Annotated in this window: 14 protein-coding genes; 3 read left to right on the forward strand and 11 right to left on the reverse strand. The window is 60.2% G+C overall.

Features of this window, described 5'->3' with window-relative positions:
- Positions 1–57: 57 nt before the first annotated feature.
- The 3 genes from ACP7EW_RS18105 (at position 58) to pbpC (ending at position 8844) form a co-directional block, all read left to right on the forward strand.
- Entirely contained in the window at positions 58–687 is a 630-nt protein-coding gene (locus ACP7EW_RS18105; RefSeq protein ID WP_426218702.1) for a LysE family translocator, read from the forward strand.
- A 77-nt stretch (positions 688–764) separates the two neighbouring features.
- Positions 765–6563 (forward strand): alpha-2-macroglobulin family protein, encoded by a 5799-nt coding sequence (locus ACP7EW_RS18110; RefSeq protein WP_426218705.1) that lies wholly within the window; start codon positions 765–767, stop codon positions 6561–6563.
- On the forward strand, positions 6544–8844 hold the full coding sequence (pbpC, locus tag ACP7EW_RS18115; protein WP_426218707.1) for a penicillin-binding protein 1C: 2301 nt from the start codon (positions 6544–6546) through the stop codon (positions 8842–8844). The genes ACP7EW_RS18110 and pbpC overlap by 20 nt, the downstream gene beginning before the upstream one ends.
- Here pbpC and ACP7EW_RS18120 read toward each other — a convergent pair whose 3' ends face one another.
- From ACP7EW_RS18120 to atpA, 11 genes are all read right to left on the reverse strand, one after another.
- Positions 8845–10011 (reverse strand): hypothetical protein, encoded by a 1167-nt coding sequence (locus tag ACP7EW_RS18120; RefSeq protein WP_426218709.1) that lies wholly within the window; start codon positions 10009–10011, stop codon positions 8845–8847.
- Positions 10008–10589: a LemA family protein gene (locus tag ACP7EW_RS18125; RefSeq protein WP_426218711.1), complete on the reverse strand. Its 582-nt coding sequence runs from the start codon at positions 10587–10589 to the stop codon at positions 10008–10010. The genes ACP7EW_RS18120 and ACP7EW_RS18125 overlap by 4 nt, the downstream gene beginning before the upstream one ends.
- A 117-nt stretch (positions 10590–10706) precedes the next feature.
- Positions 10707–11909 (reverse strand): Fic family protein, encoded by a 1203-nt coding sequence (locus tag ACP7EW_RS18130; RefSeq protein ID WP_426218713.1) that lies wholly within the window; start codon positions 11907–11909, stop codon positions 10707–10709.
- A gap of 77 nt (positions 11910–11986) precedes the next feature.
- The gene (locus ACP7EW_RS18135) at positions 11987–12400 is read right to left on the reverse strand and encodes a hypothetical protein (RefSeq protein WP_426218715.1); all 414 of its coding nucleotides are present in this window, start codon (positions 12398–12400) and stop codon (positions 11987–11989) included.
- A 60-nt stretch (positions 12401–12460) separates the two neighbouring features.
- Positions 12461–14293 (reverse strand): glutamine--fructose-6-phosphate transaminase (isomerizing), encoded by a 1833-nt coding sequence (glmS, locus tag ACP7EW_RS18140; RefSeq protein ID WP_426218717.1) that lies wholly within the window; start codon positions 14291–14293, stop codon positions 12461–12463.
- Between the two features lie 10 nt (positions 14294–14303).
- The gene (locus ACP7EW_RS18145; RefSeq protein WP_061434700.1) at positions 14304–15071 is read right to left on the reverse strand and encodes a DeoR/GlpR family DNA-binding transcription regulator; all 768 of its coding nucleotides are present in this window, start codon (positions 15069–15071) and stop codon (positions 14304–14306) included.
- A gap of 128 nt (positions 15072–15199) precedes the next feature.
- On the reverse strand, positions 15200–16567 hold the full coding sequence (glmU, locus tag ACP7EW_RS18150; RefSeq protein WP_426218719.1) for a bifunctional UDP-N-acetylglucosamine diphosphorylase/glucosamine-1-phosphate N-acetyltransferase GlmU: 1368 nt from the start codon (positions 16565–16567) through the stop codon (positions 15200–15202).
- A 123-nt stretch (positions 16568–16690) separates the two neighbouring features.
- Positions 16691–17107, reverse strand: a complete 417-nt coding sequence (locus ACP7EW_RS18155) for a F0F1 ATP synthase subunit epsilon (RefSeq protein ID WP_003177061.1) — start codon at positions 17105–17107, stop codon at positions 16691–16693.
- A 44-nt stretch (positions 17108–17151) separates the two neighbouring features.
- The gene (gene atpD / locus ACP7EW_RS18160) at positions 17152–18528 is read right to left on the reverse strand and encodes a F0F1 ATP synthase subunit beta (protein WP_010207684.1); all 1377 of its coding nucleotides are present in this window, start codon (positions 18526–18528) and stop codon (positions 17152–17154) included.
- A gap of 27 nt (positions 18529–18555) precedes the next feature.
- Positions 18556–19416 (reverse strand): F0F1 ATP synthase subunit gamma, encoded by an 861-nt coding sequence (gene atpG, locus ACP7EW_RS18165; protein ID WP_010207685.1) that lies wholly within the window; start codon positions 19414–19416, stop codon positions 18556–18558.
- Between the two features lie 50 nt (positions 19417–19466).
- Complete coding sequence (gene atpA, locus ACP7EW_RS18170) at positions 19467–21011, reverse strand: F0F1 ATP synthase subunit alpha (RefSeq protein WP_010207686.1); 1545 nt, start codon at positions 21009–21011, stop codon at positions 19467–19469.
- Between the last annotated feature and the right edge of the window lie 15 nt (positions 21012–21026).

Here is a 21026-nt window from a genome sequence, read left to right on the forward strand (position 1 = left end):
CAAGCACCTGCCCCGCCCTTCGGCCCTAAAATTGGCCGACACACAAGGGGGTGGAAAATGGCGGAACTCTGGTTATTTCTGGTGGCTCTTTCGGTGGCGTACCTGCTGCCGGGGCCGGACATGATCCTGCTGCTGCAGACCGGCGCGCGCCAGGGCAAGGCCTTGGCGCTGACCACAGCGATTGGCCTGGGACTGGCCCGCGCCTGCCATGTAGCGCTGGCGGGCATGGGTTTGGCGACCTTGTTCAAGGTGGCGCCCTGGACCTTTGATGTAGTGCGCCTGGGCGGCGCGGCCTATCTGTTGTGGCTGGGGGTGCAGTGCCTGCGGGCAAATATGCTGCCGACGCTCGATACGGCCAACGCCACCCTTACAACGCGTGCCTGGCGTGCCGCGCTGCAACGTGGCTTGCTGACCAACCTGCTCAATCCCAAGGCACTGCTGTTCTGTTCGGTACTGCTGCCGCAATTCATCAACCCGCAAGCCGGACCGGTGGCGTCGCAATTCGCCTTGCTGGGGGTGATTCTGGTCGCAGTCGGTTTCGTCTTCGACTGTTGTTATGCCCTGGCCGGCGTGCGCATTGGCCAGTGGCTGGCACGCAATCGCTCGGCGCAGCGTGTGCAGCAATGGCTATTCGGCAGTCTTTTGATCGGTTTTGCGGTGCGTCTCACTTTTGTGCAACACGACTAGCGGTGCAGCGTATCGGCGTCATCTTTTGTATCAAAGACGCGTGTAAGATACGCCGCACTTAGCCAGGGATGCTCACCATGTTCGATTCGTTCAAAGCGATCAGCCGCCGTATTGTCGGTGCGTTATTGACTGTGGTGGGGGCCGTCTTTGGTCAATGGCATCCGCCGCTCTGGCTGCGTGCAGTCGGGCGTGGGCTGGCGAACCTGGGCAGCAAGGCGCGCGCTTATCCGCGTCAAACCGGTGCTGGCTTAGTGGGCCTGGTATTGCTGGCCGCCGCCGGTTTCTACGGCTGGCATTGGTACTCCAACCTGCCACAGCCGCATACCGCGAGCTACTCGCTGCACAAACCCAACCTTACCGACTACACCCAGCAAACGCCGGTTGTGGATAACTTGCAGGTGCGCTTTGGCGAATCCGTGGCTCCGTTGTCGGCCATCGGCAAACCGGTCACCGAGGGTATTACCCTTAAACCTACGGTGGCGGGCACCTGGCGCTGGGCGGATGACCGCAGCCTGTTGTTCGTGCCGGAAAAAGACTGGCCCATCGACGCCCATTACACCCTGGACATGGCGAAGAAAAACCTGCTCGCCGACGGCGTGTTGCTCGACCAGTACAGCACGCAGTTTTCCACCCAACCGTTCCGCGCCACCCTGGCGCAAAACGAGCTGTACCAGGACCCGTCCAACCCGACGCTGAAACAGCTGGTGGCGACCTTCCATTTTTCCCACCCGGTGGATGAAGACAACCTACGCAAGCGCGTCACGGTAACCCTAGGTAAAGGCCTGGCCTACCGCGACGCCCAGTTGCCCAACCGCCCGGAAATCGCCTTCGACGAGAAAAAACTCAACGCGTACGTGCGCTCCGCCGCCCTGGCCACGCCACTGGAAAGCACGCCCGTCAGCGCCAAGCTCGACGAAGGCATCAAGGCCCGCGACGGCGGCAACGCCAGCACCGCGCCGCTGGTGTCGGAAGTCACCGTGCCCGGCCGCTATCGCCTGACCTTCACCGGCGCCGAAGTGAGTTTTGTCGACAACGCACGGGGTGAGCCAGAGCCGGTGTTAATGTTCAGCAGTTCCAGCGCCGTCGCCGACGAGACCATCGCCGGTAAGGTCCAGGCCTGGTTGTTGCCGGAAAAAGCCCAGGACGACACGCGCCCCTACAGCAGCAACGACATCGACGACGCCCTGCTCGCCCGCAGCACTAAGCTCAACCTGACCCATGTGCCCAGCGTCGAACCGCTGAATACCCTGCACGCCTTCAAATTCAAGGCCCCGGCCGGGCGCGCGGTGTATGTGCGAGTCCCCGCCAACCTGGAAGCCATCGGCGGCTACCTGGCGAAGAATCCTACGGCGTCGCTGATCAGCATGCCGGCTTACCCACGCACCTTGCAGTTCCTGTCTGACGGCGCCTTGCTCAGCCTTAATGGCGAAAAACGCCTGGGCTTCATGGCTCGCGGTGTACCTGGCGCCCATGTGGAAATCGCCCGCCTGCTGCCCAACCAGTTGCAACACCTGGTGGACCAAAGCAGCGGCAGCTTTGCCCGGCCGAACTTCGGCAACGAATATTTCGATCGCATGGTCGAGCGTCAGTCTCTGGATATCCCGCTGTCATCCAATGACCCGGCGAAAACCGTCTACGACAACGTGGACCTCAGCCACTACCTCACCGCAAATGGCGGCCGTCGCGGGATTTTCGTACTCAAGTTGAGCCCGCAGGATGACCCGGCCCAACGCACTTTCGAGTACGACCGCAGCAGCACCAGCGACCTGCGTTTTATCGTGGTGACAGACCTGGGCATCATCGCCAAGCGCTCCAGCGATGGCAGCCATGACGTGTATGTGCAGTCCATCGGCAACGGTTCGCCGGTGTCCGACGCGCAAGTCGACATTATTGGGCGTAACGGTCTGCCGGTGAGCAGTGGCCGCACCGACGCCGAAGGCCACGCACACTTCGCCAAGCTGGATGAACTGCGCCGTGAGAAAACGCCGCTGATGTATGTGGTCACTCGCGGCAATGACCAGTCGTTTTTGCCGATCGCCCGTCAGTCCCAGCAACTGGATCTGTCGCGCTTCGATGTAGGCGGTTTGGAAGAAGACGGTGCGATTGATCGCCTCAGCGCCTACCTGTTTACCGACCGCGGCCTGTACCGTCCGGGCGAAACCGCGCACCTGGGCATGATCGTGCGCAGCGGCAACTGGAAAGGCGCCTTGCTGGGCCTGCCGGTTGAGCTGCAAATCACCGACCCCCGTGGCCTGGAAGTGATTCGCCAGCCGTTGAAGCTGTCCGCCAGCGGTTTTGAAACCTTTGATTTCCCCAGCAGTGAAGTCGCCCCCGCCGGGGAATACACCGCGACCTTGCAGTTGATCGGCCAGAAGCAGACCCGCACCGACCTGGGCAGCGTGAGCTTCAAGGTCCGTGACTTCGAACCGGACCGCATGAAGGTCAGCCTGAGTTTGCACGACACGCCTGTGCCAGGCTGGATTCCACCGGACCAAGTGGTGGCCAAGATCACCGCGATGCATCTGTTTGGCGCCCCGGCGTCCGGCCGTCGTGTGACAGCCAAAATGTCCCTGAGCCCGACGCTCGCGGCGTTTGATCGTTACCCGGATTACCGTTTCCGTCTCAACGACTCCCTGGAAGACGCCACCACGGAAGACCTGGCCGAAACCACCGTCGACGATAACGGCCAGGCCGTGCTCGACCTCAACCTGCAACGCTTCGCCAATAGCACCTATCGCCTGCAGGTGATGAGCCAGGTGTTCGAAGCCGAAGGCGGTCGCAATGTAGCGGCGCAAAGCGCCTTGCTGGTGTCGTCCGCGCCCTACCTTGTGGGTGTGAAAAGTCAGGATTCGCTGTCGTACGTCGCCAAGGATGCGCCTCGCCAGGTGCAATGGCTGGCCGTCGCGCCGGACCTTTCGCCCCTGGCGGTGGACGGCCTGACCACTGAAGTGGTCGAGCATCGGTATGTGTCGGTGCTGGTGAAACAATCCAACGGCACCTACAAGTACGAGTCGCGCATCAAGAACATCAGCCAGCCGGCCTCACCGCTCGTGATGACCCAGGAAGGCGCCAAGCAGGCCTTGAACACCGGCACACCGGGTGACTTCACCCTGCAATTGAAAGACGCCAACGGCAACCTGCTCAACCAGATCGACTACAGCGTGGCCGGACGAGGCAACACCTCGCGCTCGCTGGAACGCAATGCCGAGCTGCAACTGCGACTGGATAAACGCAGCTACGCCACCGGTGATGAAATTGCGATCAGCATTCGCGCGCCGTATACCGGTGCCGGCTTGATCACCATCGAGCGGGACAAGGTCTACACCCAGCAATGGTTCAAGGCCGACAGCACCAACAGCGTGCAACATATCCGCGTGCCTGCAGGGCTTGAAGGCAATGCCTACGTCAACGTGCAGTTTGTGCGCGACATGGGCTCGGCCGAGGTGTACATGAGCCCGCTGTCCTATGGCGTGGTGCCCTTTAGCATCAACCTGGATGCGCGGCGCATGGCGCTGAAGGTTGAAGGCCCGGCGAAAATCGAGCCGGGGCAGATGCTCGACATCAAGGTCAACGCCGACCGCCCAGGCCGTGCGGTGGTGTACGCGGTGGACGAAGGCATCCTGCAAGTGGCGCGCTACCAGACGCCGGATCCGCTGGGCTTCTTCTTCCAGAAGCGAGCGCTGGAGGTCCGCACCAGTCAGATCCTTGACCTGATCCTGCCGGAATTCAGCCGTCTGCTCAGTGGGGCAGCGCCCGGTGGCGATACGGAAGGCGCCCTGGCCAATCACCTCAACCCGTTCAAGCGTAAACACCAGCCGCCTGTGGCTTGGTGGTCTGGACTGGTCGACCTGCCCGCTGGCGAAACCGTACTGCATTACCAGGTGCCGGACAGCTTCAACGGCAAGCTGCACCTGTTTGCGGTGGCTGTGGATAACGACAGTGTCGGCGTCAGCGAAACCAATACCGACGTGCGCGGCCCGATCGTGATCACGCCCAACGTGCCGGCCTTTGTGGCGCCGGGGGATGTGTTCAACGTCAGCGCCGGGGTGTTCAGCAACCTCGACGCGGCGGCAGAGGTGAAGTTTGAACTGCAGACCAGCGATGGCCTGAAGGTACAGGGCGATAAGGGCAGCACCTTGTCCCTGCAACCGCGCAAGGAAGGCACCGCCGAGTTCAAGATCAAGGTTGGCGAGACCCTGGGTTCGGCGGACCTGCGATTTGTCGCAGTGCTGCCGGATGGCAAACACATCCAGGTGGCCGAAACCACTTCGATCCGCCCACTGAGCGAACATCGCGTCGCCCTGAGCCTGGGTCGCTTTGAGAGCGCCAGCAAAGAGCTCAAACCTACCCGCGAATTGTTCAGCCAACTGCGCGACGTACAGTTGGGCGTGGCGGCCTCGCCACTGGTGTGGGCCAACGGCCTCAAGCATTACCTGGACGATTACGGCTACGCCTGCACCGAGCAACTGGTGTCCAAGGCCATGCCGGCGTTGATCTGGGGCGGCAACGCACCTGAGGCCGATCAAGCCTTCGGCAGTGCGGTGCGCATGCTGCGCCAGCGCCAGAACCAGGCCGGCGGCTTTGGTTTGTGGGCGGCCAACCCGGACGTGGCGCCGTACGCCAGCCTGTACGCCACCGACTTCCTGATCGAAGCCAAGGAGCGTGGCCTACCGGTGCCGGAAGACCTGTTGGTGCGTTCGAATGCGTATCTGACAGACCTGGCCAATGGCCCTAGCGAAGGCCTGTCGGAATTGCGCAATCGCGCCTACGCCAGTTACCTGCTAAGCCGTCAGGGGATTCTGGTAAGCGGCGCCTTGAGCGATATCCGCGAGCGCTACGAGGGCTACTTCAAGGACAGCTGGCAGAACGACCTGGGCGCCGCTTACCTGGCGGCCAGCTACAAGCTGCTCAAGCAGGATCGCCAGGCTGACAGGCTGTTCCGCAAAATCCCCTGGCGCTCGCTTGTGGATAAGTGGGACAGCGACGGTTTGTACTACGACCCGCTGGTGCACGACGCCGAACACCTGCACCTGTTGGCGCGACATTTCCCAGAGCTGATGGACGATGTGCCTACAGCGCTGCTGGATAAACTCGGTAATCGCCTCAACGAGCAGCGTTACAACTCGCTGTCGGCGGCCCTGCTGCTGCGCGCCCTGGATAACTACGGCCAGCGTGCGCAAAGCGACATGACCCTCAAGGCCACGGCCTGGCTGGGGGACAAGCAGCAGCAATTGCTGGAGATGGCCGGTCAGCCACCCCGCGCCGCCGTGCCGGGTGCGACGCAGAAGCTGGTGATGGAAAAATCCGACGGCCCGGCGGCGTTCTTCATGCTCAGCGAAGCCGGTTTCGACAAGGGCACCAAGCTCAAGCCGATCACCAATGGCCTGGAGATCATCCACGAATACCTCGACCTCAAGGGCGAGCCGGTGAGCAAGGTCGCGGTAGGTGATGAGTTCCTGGTGCGCCTGCGTCTGCGCGCGACCGACCGTGACCAGGTGCAACAAGTGGCCGTGGTCGACCTGCTGCCGGGTGGCGTCGAGCCTGTGTATAACTTGCAGCCGGAGCCGGAAGCCGCCAGCAGCGAGGAAGGCGAAGAGTCCGAGTACGTGGAAGAGGACAGCCAGGAAGAAGAAAGCTGGCAAGCCCCCATCGGCGAAACCGAGCTGAGCAACTGGCAGCCGGAGTACGTGGACGTACGTGATGATCGAGTGGTGTTGTACGGCACCGCGCTGCGCGATGTAGGCACTTTCGTGTACCGCGTTCGCGCTACCAACGCGGGCACTTTCAATACGCCCCCGGCCTACGCCGAAGGCATGTACGAAACCACCCTGCAAGGGCGCGGCAAAGTAGGCCAGCTTGAAATTACCAAGCCTTAAGCGCCTGACACTGCCGCTGTTCGCAGCGGCGGTGATCCTGGTGGGGCTGCGAGTGTGGCCCCATGCGCCGCTGGAGCAGACCGTCACGTCATCACGTGTGGTGTTGGCCGATGACGGCTCGCTGCTGCGCATGACCTTGGCGGATGACGGGCAATACCGTCTTTGGCTACCGTTGGAGCGGATTTCTCCTTCATTGGTCGAAGCCTTGCTGCTCAAGGAAGACCGCAATTTCTACTGGCACCCGGGGATCAATCCCCCGGCGTTACTGCGCGCGGCCATGGCAACCTACAGCGGTGGCCAGCGCCAGGGCGGCTCGACCTTGAGCATGCAATTGGCACGGCGCCTGTGGAATTTGAACACCCGCCAGGTGCCGGGCAAGTTGCAGCAGATGGCCTTGGCGCTGTGGCTGGAGGCGCGCTACAGCAAGCACGACATCCTTGAGGCCTATCTGAACCTGGCGCCCATGGGCGGCAATATCGAAGGTGCCGAGGCGGCCAGCCGTATTTACTTCGGCAAGTCGGCGACGCAGTTGTCGCTTTCCGAGGCGCTGGCGCTGGCGGTGATTCCGCAGCAACCGGGGCGACGCGCACGCTTCGGCCCGTCGCTGCAACAGGCGCGGCAGCGTTTGATGGCTGACTGGCGCGAGACTTATCCACAAGACACACGCAATGACAGCTTGTTGGACTTGCCCCTGGAAGCACGCAACCGCCAGCAGATTCCGTTCCTGGCGCCGCATTTGAGTGAACAACTGCTGGCGTCCCAGCCCGGCAATGAGCTGAACAGCACCCTCAACCTGCCGCTGCAACAATTGCTCGAACGCCTGATCACCGGCTTCATCGCCGAACGGCGCAGCACCGGTGTGGAAAACGCTACGGCGATCCTGATCGACAGCCGCGACCAGAGCGTCAAGGCCTTGGTCGGGTCGGCGGACTACTTATCCACAAGCCTTCACGGCCAGGTCAATGGCGTGCTCTCGCGGCGCTCGCCAGGGTCGACGCTCAAGCCGTTCCTGTACGGGCTGGCGCTGGACCAAGGGGTGATTCACCCCATGAGCATCCTGAAGGACCTGCCGAGTAACTTCGGCTACTTCCAGCCGGAAAATTTCGACGGTAGTTTTGTCGGCCCACTGACCGCGCGAGACGCACTGATCCGTAGTCGCAACATCCCGGCGGTGTGGCTCGCCAGCCAGGTCAAGTCGCCCTCTTTGTATGGGCTGTTGCAACGCGCCGGGATCAAAGGCCTGCGTGACGAAAGCCATTACGGCCTGGCCCTGGCCCTCGGTGGCGGTGAAATGACCCCGGAAGAATTGGCGCGTCTGTACGTGATGTTGGCCGGGGACGGGCATCTGCGGCCATTGCGCTACTTGCAGGAACAGCCCCAGACCACCGGCGCCCCACTGCTGACGCCCCAGGCAGCGTTCATGGTGCGCGATATGCTGCGCCGAAACCCTCGCCCGGATGGCCTGCCCGGACGCCACTGGCGCACCGCCTGGAAAACCGGCACTTCCTGGGGTTTTCATGATGCGTGGAGTGCAGGACTGGTGGGCCCCTACGTGCTGGTGGTGTGGGTGGGTAATTTCGATGGCCGGCCGAACCCAGCATTTATCGGTGCCAAGACTGCCGCGCCCTTATTCTTTCGCATCGCAGACGCCCTGCCCCTGGCGTTGCCCAATGTGGTCATCAAGGCCGACAAACCGCCCGCCGGGCTGGTGCGCATCGATGTCTGCGCCGCGTCCGGCGAGTTACCCAACCGCTGGTGCCCGCAAACTCGCAAGACCTGGTACATCCCCGGCGTGTCGCCGATTCGCGTGTCCAACCTGCACCGCCCGGTGCTGATCGACACCCGCACCGGCAAGGCCGCCTGCCCGCCGTTCGACGCGCAATACACCCGTGAAGAGGTCTTCGAATTCTGGCCCAGCGACGTGCAACGCCTGTACCGCGCCGCCGGCCTGCCGCGCCGTACGCCGCCCAACGTGATGAAAAACTGCCAGCCCAACCGCCTCAGTGACCAGAGCGAAGCCCCGCAGATCCGCTCGCCGCTGACCCAGGTGAGCTATCAATTGCGCCTGTCCCAGCCCCAGGAAAGCATCCCGCTGAATGCCAACGCCGCCAGCGACGCAGCGACGCTGTACTGGTTTGCCGATCAAACCTTGATCGGCCAGGGCCCGCCGCAAAGCACGCTGAACTGGCGACCGGACAAGTCGGGGGAGTATCGGTTGCGGGTCAGTGATGATCAGGGGCGCAGTACGAGTCGAGGGTTGAAGGTGGAGTTTGTGCCCTGATCAGGCATCTTCATCGCTGAAACTACCCTTGCTCACCCGTTTGGCAAAATGCCTGTACGCAGCCCCCATTTTGCGCTGCTCAAACAGCGAGAACACCAGGGTGCCCAGCAGGATCAGCATCCACACCAGAAACTGTTTCAACGCATCCACATGGGCGACGAACAGCAGCAGGGTGACCACGCCACCAATCACCATGCCCAACGCCATCCAAGCGCCGAGCACACGGCCTACCGCCAGGCGCATGCCTTTGGGCAGCAACAGCCGGGTCCATATCAACACCACGAAAATCGTCAGCATGAAGCCGAACGCGGCCATGAAGGGGATCGGAAAACCGCCCTCGCGGTACAGCCAGGCCAGCAGCTTATACACAGGCCCAAGTGATTCCATCTGTTGATAAGTGTCCGGGCCCGGCAACTGCAATTGGGCAAAATGCGCGGGGGTCATGGCCATCACGCCAACCCCGAGCATCGCCACCACCGCGCCGTAGAAGCTACCGACACGCCACAACGGTGCCAGTACCCGGCGGTTTTCCACATCCTCGGTCAGTGCCACGCCGAATACAGCCTTGGACTGTTTGCCCTGGGCGATCACGGTCTGGCCATCGCGCTCGCAGGCGTCGCCAATCAGCATCACGTCCAAGTCCTGGACCAGCAGGATTTCGCCTTGGCGGCGTGAGCTGCCGATCGATTCATAGTCGTCCGGTGATTTGTTGCCGAACAGGTCGATGCCTTCGGCGATGACGCGGATTTCTCCCGTGGCGTCCTGTACACGGAAGTCGTTGCAGCGCGCCTCGCTCTTGGCCCGGCTCCAACTCCAGCGCCCGTCGTCGTCCTTTTCGCCGTCTTCGATGATCCACACGTAGCCCGCGCAGGGCTTGCCGTGCACCGGGGACACCAGCGGTTTATCCACAATCACCTTGCCACGGATTTCTACCAGGCCCATGGCCAGCGACCGTATCTGGCTGGTGGCCAGTCGTTGTTCGGTCTTGTAGAAGTTGGGGCCGAAGCTGGCCAGCAGGCACACCAGGGCGAATACCGGGAAAAACATCGCCACCACGGTCATCGGCGCGTAGACCAACAAGCAGGCCAACCCTGCCAGACACAACAGCGCCAACAGGGTTTTCCAACGCGACTTCTTTTTATCTTCGCCCGCCTGCGTGGTTTTCATGCCCCCGGCACCTCAAGCTTTACGCCTTCGTAACGGGTTTCTTCGGCACTGATGGCCAGCAGCGGAATGCGTTGATAGCTGAGCATCCGCGCGAAAAAAAGGTCGGGGAACACCGCGATAGCGATGTTGTAGAGATTGACCGACTCATTGAAGAATTCACGACGGTCAGCGATGCGCTCTTCGACAGCCGAGATCGCCTGCTGAAGCTCGACCATGTTGGGACCGGAAATCAGCGTCGGGTAACCCTCCGCCATCGCAATCACCGACTTGAGCGCCGCATTCAACTGGTTGGACGCCTCGACCTTGTCATTCAGGCTGCTGGCGTTGAGGTATTGCTGGCGCGCATCACTGAGGCGGGTAAACAGCGCGTGCTCATGGTTCATCGCGGTCTGCACCACACGCATCAGATCCGGGATCTGATCCGCCCGTTGCTTGAGCAGCACATCGATATTGGCGAAAGCCTTGTCCACATCGTTACGCCGCATCACCAGGCCGTTGTAGACGCCCACCATCCAGCCGACGAGGCCGACAACAATGATCAGCACGACGATGCCGGCGATTAGGAGTTCGATGTTCATGGTGAAGGCATTCCCTGGCTGAGTTATCCACAGGGTCGCATTTTAGGGGTAAAGCGCGGCGCCCTATGCGGAATTAGTCCACAAAAGGGACAGAACGCCCACACCTACTTTTGCCGTTTAATAAAAGCGCCGATGGAGATCAGGAAAGATCATCTGCGCAAACCACACGGGAAGCCCAGGAAAGATCGAACGTGACTTGGCCGAAGGTGCCTCGACCACGCCCATATCGATCAATTTTTTTAGCTGATCACTCGCCACCCGATCATGAAGCCCAGAGAAGGTCTTGAAATCTGCTCGGGCAACCTCGCCCTGGGTAAGCAGGATATGAATAGCCTTGGCCATATCCTGCTTTACCCCGGACTCGATGAAGCGACTCTCGAGTCCAATCACCCTTTCAAGTCGCTGGCGCAAGCTGACAAGCCCCATGGATTGCTCTACGTAATCCATCTGGTCGATACACACTTGCAGCATGAACTCTACAAACTCGAACAACCCGCGTTGGGTCAACTGACCTCGACCATCGAGATCGCCTCGACAAGGCTGATCGGCAGCGCGTAAGCGTCCATAGTATTCATCTTGTTTTCGTGCCAGCCCTCGAGAAAGCGACCAAAGGGGCGACGCAAGCCCAAGTCGCTTCAACTGCAAATGCGTGGCCATACGGACCACCCGGCCATTGCCATCCTCAAATGGATGAACAAATGCGAGACGATGGTGATAAGCCAGTGCGCTGAGAACTCGGGAGGTCTGGTCGGGTTGTCCGCCGTATACCTGCTGCAGGCGTTTGAGCATTGGCGTGACGGACTCCCAAGCAGGCGCAGCATGGTCACCTACCAGCACGTTGCGTTGTGCTACATCCCGCAACTGACCGGGTACAAGTAGCCGGCCATCACTGAGCCGCAAATCCTCATCACTGGCACTGGCAAAAAGGCGGCGATGGATGACAGAAATGAGCTCAGGGGCAAAGAAAACACCCCAAGAGGCTTCGATTGATTTTGGCCGACGTACCGCTCGTTCCAACAACTCCTGAACACCGATATGACTTTCGGCCAGCTCACGCAGGTGTTTGGAGTCACGCCGGGGGACTCGCGCAGACAACGTTGCGGGCTCAGTGAATTGGCCTTCAATGAGATTGCTGTAATAGCTGTTGGTGATTCGCATCAGGCCGCCGATCCGGATGGCGGTATTTTCGGGAAGTAGACCCGTGAGTTTCCCTGCACGAAACGAAAGCGTTTCAGCCGTCCGTAAAATTGACGCAGGGAAACCAGGCGATGGCCAGACAGGTTCCAACCAGTGGTTTCCGGAGATGAATTGCTGCGTCATTTTCCTCACCTTTTTCCGATTTATTTTCGAATCCGTTTTTCCTTAAAGCTCAATATTAACGGGACATAAATACAGTTTTATACAGCTATTCCAGAAAATTTTTCCGATTTATTTTCTGATCTCTCAACTGACTCAATGAGCTCCACATAGCTGGACTCCCCTCCACCCGTCGCCCCCGACAACCAACCCCATACAAAGCTCAGTGTGGTAACCCCGACAGCATCCAAACCGACCGTGCCACGCGACCAACCGGACAGCAGCTCACCGTCCAATGTCAGGCACTGAAACAGCAATTCGATAGTGTCCGGGCCTGTCACTCGGCCCACTTGCGTGCCCAGGCGAATGCGTCCGCCCTGGTACGTGCCGGAGATGGCATCACCCTCGACAAGGTAATGAAACACCGTGCCCGAGCCAGAAAGTCCCTGGGCGTTGTTGGCGACGGTGAAGCGGCGGTCGTTCAAGCGTTGGTGGAGCTGGGAGGGGGTTTGCATCGAGGGCGCGTCCGTTCGCGGGAGCCTGGAGGCCCGGGCGGGTCTCCAGGATGTGGCGGATTACTCCACGGTTACTGACTTCGCCAGGTTGCGCGGCTGGTCGACGTCGGTGCCTTTCAACACAGCGACGTAGTACGACAGCAGCTGCAGCGGGATGGTGTAGAGGATCGGCGACAGGGTGTCGTTGATGTGCGGCATGTTGATGACGTGGGTGCCTTCACCGTTAGCCATGCCGGCCTTTTCGTCAGCAAACACCACCAGCTGGCCGCCACGGGCGCGGACTTCCTGCAGGTTGGACTTGAGCTTCTCCAGCAGCTCGTTGTTCGGCGCCACGGTGACCACCGGCATGTCGTCATCCACCAGGGCCAATGGGCCGTGCTTGAGCTCGCCGGCCGGGTAGGCTTCGGCGTGGATGTAGGAGATTTCCTTGAGCTTGAGCGAACCTTCCATCGCCACCGGGTATTGCGCGCCACGGCCGAGGAACAGGGTGTGGTTCTTGTCGGCGAACAGTTCGGCGACTTTTTCCACGGTGCTGTCCATGGCCAGGGCTTCGCCGAGGCGGGTTGGCAGGCGGCGCAGTTCTTCAACCAGCGTGGCCTCGATGCCTTCGGCCAGGGTGCCGCGCACTTGACCCAGGGACAGGGTCAGCAGCAGCAGGCCCACCAACTGGGTGGTGAAGGCTTTGGTGGATGCCACGCCGATTTCGCGACCGGCCTGGGTCAACAGGGTCAGGTCGGACTCACGCACCAGGGAGCTGATGCTGACGTTGCAGATCGCCAGGCTGGCCAGGAAGCCCAGCTCCTTGGCATTACGCAGGGCGGCCAGGGTGTCGGCGGTTTCGCCGGACTGGGAGATGGTCACGAACAGGGTATCGGGCTGCACCACCACCTTGCGGTAGCGGAATTCGCTGGCGACTTCGACCTGGCACGGGATGCCGGCCAGTTCTTCCAGCCAGTAACGCGCAACCATGCCGGCGTGGTAGCTGGTGCCGCAGGCGACAATCTGCACGTTGCGCACTTTGGCGAACAGCTCGGCGGCCTGTGGGCCGAAGGCGTTGACCAGCACTTGGTTCTGGCTCAGGCGACCTTCCAGGGTGCGTTGCACCACAGCCGGTTGCTCGTGGATTTCCTTGAGCATGAAGTGGCGGTATTCGCCTTTGTCAGCAGCTTCGGCGCCGTCGCGGTATTGCACGGCTTCGCGCTCGACGGACTGACCGTTAACGTCCCAGATCGCCACGCTTTCACGACGGATGTCAGCAATATCGCCTTCTTCCAGGTACATGAAGCGGTCAGTGACCTGGCGCAGGGCCAGTTGGTCGGAGGCGAGGAAGTTTTCTCCCAGGCCCAGGCCGATCACCAGCGGGCTGCCACTGCGAGCCGCGACGACGCGGTCCGGTTGGCTGGCACTGACCACGGCTAAGCCGTAGGCGCCGTGCAGTTCCTTGACCGTGGCCTTGAGCGCGACGGTCAGGTCGCCCAGGTCCTTGAGCTTGTGATTGAGCAGGTGGGCGATGACTTCGGTGTCGGTGTCCGAAGTGAACACGTAGCCCAGGCCCTTGAGCTGCTCGCGTAGCACTTCGTGGTTTTCGATGATGCCGTTGTGCACCACGGCCAGGTCGCCGGAAAAGTGCGGGTGAGCGTTGCGTTCGCATGGCGCACCGTGAGTCGCCCAACGGGTGTGGGCGATACCCAGACGGCCAACCAGCGGATCGCCGGCCAGGGCCTGCTCCAACTCGCTGACCTTGCCCGGACGGCGCATGCGCTCCAGCTTGCCGGCGTTGGTGAAGACCGCCACACCGGCGCTGTCGTAGCCGCGGTATTCCAGGCGCTTGAGGCCTTCGAGCAGGATCGGGGTGATGTTGCGTTCAGCGACTGCGCCTACGATGCCACACATGGTGTTTCTCCTAGATGATTGCCGCGCATATCAGCGTAATGCCGCGGGCTTGGATCTGGTCGCGGGCCTCAAGCGGCAGGCGATCATCGGTGATAAGGGTATGGACGCTGCTCCAGGGCAGTTCCAGGTTGGGAATCTTGCGGCCGATCTTGTCGGATTCGACCATGACCACCACTTCACGGGCGACCTCGGCCATGACGCGGCTCAGGCCCAGCAATTCGTTGAAGGTGGTGGTGCCGCGCTCCAAGTCGATGCCGTCGGCACCGATGAACAGTTGATCGAAGTCATAAGAACGCAGCACCTGCTCGGCGACCTGCCCCTGGAATGAGTCCGAATGCGGGTCCCAGGTGCCACCGGTCATCAACAGCACCGGCTCATGTTCCAGTTCGCTCAAGGCGCTGGCCACGTGCAGGGAGTTGGTCATCACCACCAGGCCTGGCTGGTGGCCCAGTTCGGGGATCATGGCGGCGGTGGTGCTGCCGCTGTCGATGATGATGCGGGCGTGTTCACGCAGGCGCATCACGGCGGCACGGGCGATGGCGCGCTTGTACACCGAGATGGGCTGGGCAGCGTCGCCCACCAACTCCTGGGGCATGGTGATGGCGCCCCCGTAGCGACGCAGCAGCAAACCATTGCTTTCGAGAGCGGCCAGGTCCTTGCGGATCGTAACTTCCGAGGTTTCGAAACGCTTGGCCAATTCATCCACGCTGACTTCGCCCTGTTCATTGAGCAAGGTCAGGATGTTGTGGCGTCGTTGGGGCGTATTTCGTTTCGACATTTTGGCTTTAAGTTTCGTTTCGAAAGATAACGAAGGCAATCAAAACCTATTCCGAGAAAATCGTCAACATGCAGGTATAAAAAAACCTGTGGGTGATTAGCCAACAGGTTTCAGTGAATGTGGATAACTCAGCTCTTTTTGATTTTGACCGGGCGCTTCCAGCCGTCGATGTTGCGTTGGCGGGCGCGGGCTACCGCCAGTTGAGACTTATCCACATCCTGGTTGATGGTCGAGCCCGCCGCCGTGTTCGAGCCATCTCCGATGGTAACGGGGGCGATCAGCGAGTTGTTGGAGCCGATAAATACGTCTTCACCAATGGTGGTCTGGTATTTGTTCGCGCCGTCGTAGTTACAAGTAATGGCACCCGCGCCAATATTGCTGCGAGCCCCAATCACCGCATCACCGAGATAGGCCAAGTGGCCAGCCTTCGCATCGTCACCCATTTTGGCGTTTTTCAGCTCGACGAAATTGCCCACGTGCGCCCTGGCGCCCATCACGGTTCCGGGGCGCAAACGCGCAAATGGACCCGCATCGCTGCCCTCACCCATCACCGCGCCGTCCAGATGACTGTTAGCCTTGACCACCACGCCTTTGCGCAGGGTGCTGTCCTTGATCACACAGTTCGGGCCAATCACCACGTCGTCTTCGATGATCACGCGACCTTCGAGGATCACGTTGATGTCGATCAGCACATCGCGGCCGACAGTCACTTCACCCCGTACATCGAAGCGTGCCGGGTCACGCAAGGTCACGCCTTGGGCCATCAGCCGACGGCCTTCGCGCAATTGGTAGTGACGTTCCAGTTCGGCGAGTTGCTTGCGGTCGTTGGCGCCCTGCACTTCCATCGGATCGTGGGGCTGCTCGGTGGCAACCAACAGGCCATCGCTTACCGCCATCTCGATGACGTCGGTGAGGTAGTACTCGCCCTGGGCGTTGTTGTTGGACAGACGGCTCATCCAATCGCCGAGCTTATCGGCGGGGACCGCCAGGATCCCGGTGTTGCCCTCGGTAATGGCGCGCTGGGCTTCGCTGGCATCTTTGTGCTCAACAATAGCGGCAACCTTGCCATCGGCGTTACGCACGATGCGCCCGTAACCGGTGGGATCTTCCAGTTCAACCGTCAGCAGGCCCATCTGGCCAGGCACGACGTGCTTGAGCAGGCGTTGCAGGGTTTCGACTTCGATCAGCGGTACGTCGCCGTAGAGGATCAGCACAGTGTCGGCGGTGATGAACGGCACGGCTTGGGCGGTGGCGTGGCCGGTGCCCAGTTGTTTGTCTTGCAATACGAAATTCAGATCGTCCGCGGCGAGGCGCTCACGTACCACATCGGCACCATGGCCGATCACCACGTGAATGCGCTGTGGATCGAGTTGCCGGGCGCTGTGGATAACATGGCCCAGCATGGAGTTACCGGCAACCGGGTGCAGCACCTTGGGCAGGGCCGAGCGCATGCGGGTGCCCTGGCCTGCGGCGAGAATGACGATTTCAAGAGACATGAGTGGCTACCAATCCTGGGCGGTCCGGCTTCAGACCAGAGAAGTGTTTTGCTGAAAAAGAAAAAGGGTAGCCGAGGCTACCCTTTTTAATCAATCGCGCATGAAGCATGACGGCGTGGCCGATTACTTCTTGCGGATCTGCTGGAGCGTGCGCAGCTGAGCTGCAGCCTCGGCCAGACGTACAGCAGCAGCGCTGTAGTCGAAGTCCGCACCCTTTTCGTTCAGGGCCTTCTCAGCAGCCTTGACGGCTTCCTGAGCGGAGGCTTCATCCAGGTCGCCAGCACGTTGCACGGTGTCGGCAAGTACCTTGACCATGTTCGGCTGAACCTCGAGGAAACCACCCGAGATGTAAAACACCTCTTTTTCCCCGCCTTGCTTGGTCAGAGTGATCGGACCTGGCTTCAAGCTGGTGATCAATGGCGCGTGACCCATGGCAATACCAAGGTCACCGAGTTCGCCGTGTGCAATCACCATCTCTACCAGACCGGAGAAGATTTCCCCTTCCGCGCTGACGATATCGCAATGGACTGTCATAGCCATCTGATTGCCTCAACCTGATGAGCGCCCATTTCCGGGCGCCTGGATTACAGTTTCTTGGCTTTCTCGATCGCTTCTTCGATGCCGCCGACCATGTAGAACGCTTGTTCTGGCAGGTGGTCGTAGTCACCGTTGAGGATGCCTTTGAAGCCAGCAATGGTGTCTTTCAGGGAAACGTATTTACCCGATGCACCGGTGAAGACTTCAGCCACGAAGAACGGCTGCGACAAGAAACGCTGGATCTTACGAGCACGGTTTACCAACTGCTTGTCGGCTTCCGACAGCTCGTCCATACCCAGGATCGCAATGATGTCCTTCAGTTCTTTGTAACGCTGCAGCACGTACTGAACGCCGCGAGCGGTGTCGTAGTGTTCCTGGCCGATCACGTTCGGATCCAGCTGGCGCGAAGTCGAGTCGAGTGGATCGACCGCTGGGTAGATACCCAGGGAAGCGATGTCACGGGACAGAACGACGGTGGCGTCCAAGTGGGCGAAGGTGGTCGCTGGCGACGGGTCGGTCAAGTCATCCGCAGGTACGTATACCGCTTGGATCGAAGTGATCGAACCTTCCTTGGTCGAAGTGATACGTTCTTGCAGAACGCCCATCTCTTCAGCCAGGGTCGGCTGGTAACCTACTGCCGAAGGCATACGGCCCAGCAGTGCGGATACTTCAGTACCGGCCAGGGTGTAACGGTAGATGTTGTCGACGAACAGCAGAACGTCGTTACCTTCGTCACGGAACTTCTCGGCCATGGTCAGGCCGGTCAGTGCTACGCGCAGACGGTTACCCGGCGGCTCGTTCATCTGACCGTAAACCAGTGCCACTTTGTCCAGAACGTTGGAGTCCTTCATCTCGTGGTAGAAGTCGTTACCCTCACGGGTACGCTCGCCCACACCGGCGAACACGGAATAACCGCTGTGCTCGATGGCGATGTTACGGATCAGTTCCATCATGTTTACGGTCTTGCCTACACCGGCACCACCGAACAGACCGACTTTACCGCCTTTGGCGAACGGGCAGACCAGGTCGATAACCTTGATGCCGGTTTCCAGCAGGTCGTTGCCGCCAGCTTGTTCCGCGAACGAAGGTGCTGGACGGTGAATGCCCCAGCGCTCTTCGGTGTCGATCGGGCCAGCTTCGTCAATCGGGTTGCCCAGTACGTCCATGATCCGGCCCAGGGTCGCTTTACCGACCGGTACGGAGATGGCTGCGCCAGAGTCGACAACGTCCAGACCGCGCTTCAAGCCTTCGGTGGAACCCATCGCAATGGTACGAACTACGCCGTCGCCCAGCTGTTGCTGAACTTCCAGAGTAGTGTCCGCGCCTTGTACTTTCAGCGCGTTGTAGATGCTCGGTACGCTGTCGCGTGGAAATTCCACGTCGATAACGGCGCCGATGATTTGAACGATACGTCCGCTACTCATAGCTGGATCCTCTGAATATTTGAACCGTTAAACCGCGGCAGCGCCGCCGACGATTTCCGAGATCTCTTGGGTGATCGCAGCCTGACGCGCCTTGTTGTAGATCAGCTGCAAATCGCTGATCAGATCACCGGCGTTATCGGTAGCGTTTTTCATCGCGATCATCCGCGCCGCTTGTTCAGCTGCGTTGTTCTCGACCACCGCCTGGTACACCTGCGACTCCACGTAGCGCACCATCAAGCCGTCAAGCAGCTCTTTGGCGTCTGGTTCGTAGAGGTAGTCCCAGTGGTGCTTGAGTTCCTGATCCGGAGTCGCCACCAGTGGAATCAATTGCTCCACGGTTGGCTGCTGGGTCATGGTGTTGATGAACTTGTTGGATACCACGGAGAGGCGGTCAATCCGGCCTTCCAGGTACGCATCCAGCATCACCTTCACACTGCCGATCAAATCATTGATCGACGGCTCTTCACCCAGGTGGCTGATAGCTGCTACGACGTTGCCGCCGAAGTTGCGGAAAAAGGCCGCACCCTTGCTACCAACAACACACAGATCGATCTCGACGCCCTTTTCGCGGTTTACCGCCATGTCCTTGACCAGGGCCTTGAACAGGTTGGTATTCAAACCACCGCACAAACCACGGTCACTGCTCACAACCACATAACCCACACGCTTAACTTCGCGGTCGATCATGAAGGGGTGGCGGTATTCCGGGTTGGCGTTGGCCAGATGCCCAATTACCTGGCGGATACGCTCCGCATAAGGACGGCTAGCAGCCATGCGCATTTGTGCCTTGCGCATTTTGCTGACCGCCACTTTTTCCATGGCGCTGGTAATTTTTTGCGTGCTTTTGATGCTCGCAATCTTACTGCGAATCTCTTTTGCGCCTGCCATGTAACACCTATCAGGTTAGCAAGCGGGAGCCTTGCGGCTCCCGCTGCGGCTTACCAGGTTTGGGTGGCCTTGAACTTCTCGATACCGGCTTTGAGGCCAGCGTCGATTTCGTCATTGAAGTCACCCTTCACGTTGATCTTGGCCAACAAGTCGGCGTGATCGCGGTTGAAGTAAGCAATCAGCGCTTGTTCAAAGCTGCCGACCTTGGCGATTTCGACGTCAGTCAGGAACCCACGCTCAGCGGCATACAGCGACAACGCCATGTCAGCGATCGACATTGGGGCGTATTGCTTCTGCTTCATCAGCTCGGTAACGCGCTGACCATGCTCAAGTTGCTTACGGGTCGCTTCGTCCAGGTCAGAAGCGAACTGGGCGAATGCCGCCAGTTCACGGTACTGAGCCAGAGCGGTACGGATACCACCGGAGAGCTTCTTGATGATCTTGGTCTGAGCGGCACCACCCACACGGGATACCGAAACACCGGCGTTCACTGCAGGGCGGATGCCTGAGTTGAACATGGCCGATTCCAGGAAGATCTGACCGTCGGTGATGGAAATCACGTTGGTCGGAACGAACGCGGAAACGTCGCCAGCCTGGGTTTCGATGATCGGCAGTGCGGTCAGGGAACCGGTTTTGCCGGTCACTGCGCCGTTGGTGAACTTCTCTACGTACTCTTCCGAAACGCGGGATGCGCGCTCCAGCAGACGGGAGTGGAGATAGAACACGTCGCCTGGGTAAGCTTCACGGCCTGGTGGACGGCGCAGCAGCAGGGAAATCTGGCGGTAAGCCACTGCTTGCTTGGACAGATCGTCATAAACGATCAGCGCGTCTTCACCGCGGTCGCGGAAGAATTCACCCATGGTGCAACCGGCATACGGTGCCAGGTATTGCAGTGCAGGCGATTCCGAAGCACTGGCAGCCACGATGATCGTGTTTTTCAGTGCGCCGTTCTCTTCCAGCTTGCGAACCACGTTGGCGATGGTCGATTGCTTCTGACCAATGGCTACGTAGACGCAGAAAATGCCGCTGTCTTTCTGGTTGATGATCGCGTCGATCGCCAGAGCGGTTTTACCGATCTGACGGTCACCGATGATCAGCTCACGCTGGCCACGGCCGACAGGGATCATGGCATCGACAGCCTTGTAGCCAGTCTGTACAGGCTGGTCTACCGACTTACGCCAGATCACGCCTGGAGCAACTTTCTCGACCGCGTCGGTCTCGGTGTTGCCCAGTGGACCTTTGCCGTCAACAGGGTTACCCAGTGCGTCGACTACGCGACCCAGCAGTTCCTTACCAACCGGAACCTCCAGGATGCGGCCGGTGCACTTGGCGCTCATGCCTTCAGCCAGAGACTGGTAAGCGCCCAGGATTACGGCACCTACGGAGTCCTGCTCCAGGTTGAGGGCCATACCGAAGACGCCGCCCGGAAACTCGATCATCTCGCCGGACATTACGTCGGCCAGACCGTGAATCCGCACGATACCGTCAGATACGCTGACGACAGTGCCTTCGTTACGGGCTTGGGAGGTCACATCGAGCTTGTCGATGCGGCCCTTGATAATTTCACTTATTTCGGAAGGATTGAGTTGCTGCATTGCTCTGCTGCCCCT

The organism is Pseudomonas sp. DWRC2-2, assembly GCF_049897885.1.
In the GTDB taxonomy this organism is placed as follows: domain Bacteria; phylum Pseudomonadota; class Gammaproteobacteria; order Pseudomonadales; family Pseudomonadaceae; genus Aquipseudomonas; species Aquipseudomonas azotoformans_A.

Excerpts from the sequence above, each read along its gene's own strand:
- ACP7EW_RS18155 (WP_003177061.1), bottom strand. The coding sequence starts at position 17,107 with ATGGCTATGACAGTCCATTGCGATATCGTCAGCGCGGAAGGGGAAATC.
- ACP7EW_RS18105 (WP_426218702.1), top strand. The coding sequence starts at position 58 with ATGGCGGAACTCTGGTTATTTCTGGTGGCTCTTTCGGTGGCGTACCTG.
- glmU (WP_426218719.1), bottom strand. The coding sequence starts at position 16,567 with ATGTCTCTTGAAATCGTCATTCTCGCCGCAGGCCAGGGCACCCGCATG.
- ACP7EW_RS18120 (WP_426218709.1), bottom strand. The coding sequence starts at position 10,011 with ATGAAAACCACGCAGGCGGGCGAAGATAAAAAGAAGTCGCGTTGGAAA.
- atpG (WP_010207685.1), bottom strand. The coding sequence starts at position 19,416 with ATGGCAGGCGCAAAAGAGATTCGCAGTAAGATTGCGAGCATCAAAAGC.
- atpA (WP_010207686.1), bottom strand. The coding sequence starts at position 21,011 with ATGCAGCAACTCAATCCTTCCGAAATAAGTGAAATTATCAAGGGCCGC.
- atpD (WP_010207684.1), bottom strand. The coding sequence starts at position 18,528 with ATGAGTAGCGGACGTATCGTTCAAATCATCGGCGCCGTTATCGACGTG.
- ACP7EW_RS18145 (WP_061434700.1), bottom strand. The coding sequence starts at position 15,071 with ATGTCGAAACGAAATACGCCCCAACGACGCCACAACATCCTGACCTTG.
- ACP7EW_RS18135 (WP_426218715.1), bottom strand. The coding sequence starts at position 12,400 with ATGCAAACCCCCTCCCAGCTCCACCAACGCTTGAACGACCGCCGCTTC.
- ACP7EW_RS18125 (WP_426218711.1), bottom strand. The coding sequence starts at position 10,589 with ATGAACATCGAACTCCTAATCGCCGGCATCGTCGTGCTGATCATTGTT.
- glmS (WP_426218717.1), bottom strand. The coding sequence starts at position 14,293 with ATGTGTGGCATCGTAGGCGCAGTCGCTGAACGCAACATCACCCCGATC.
- ACP7EW_RS18130 (WP_426218713.1), bottom strand. The coding sequence starts at position 11,909 with ATGACGCAGCAATTCATCTCCGGAAACCACTGGTTGGAACCTGTCTGG.
- ACP7EW_RS18110 (WP_426218705.1), top strand. The coding sequence starts at position 765 with ATGTTCGATTCGTTCAAAGCGATCAGCCGCCGTATTGTCGGTGCGTTA.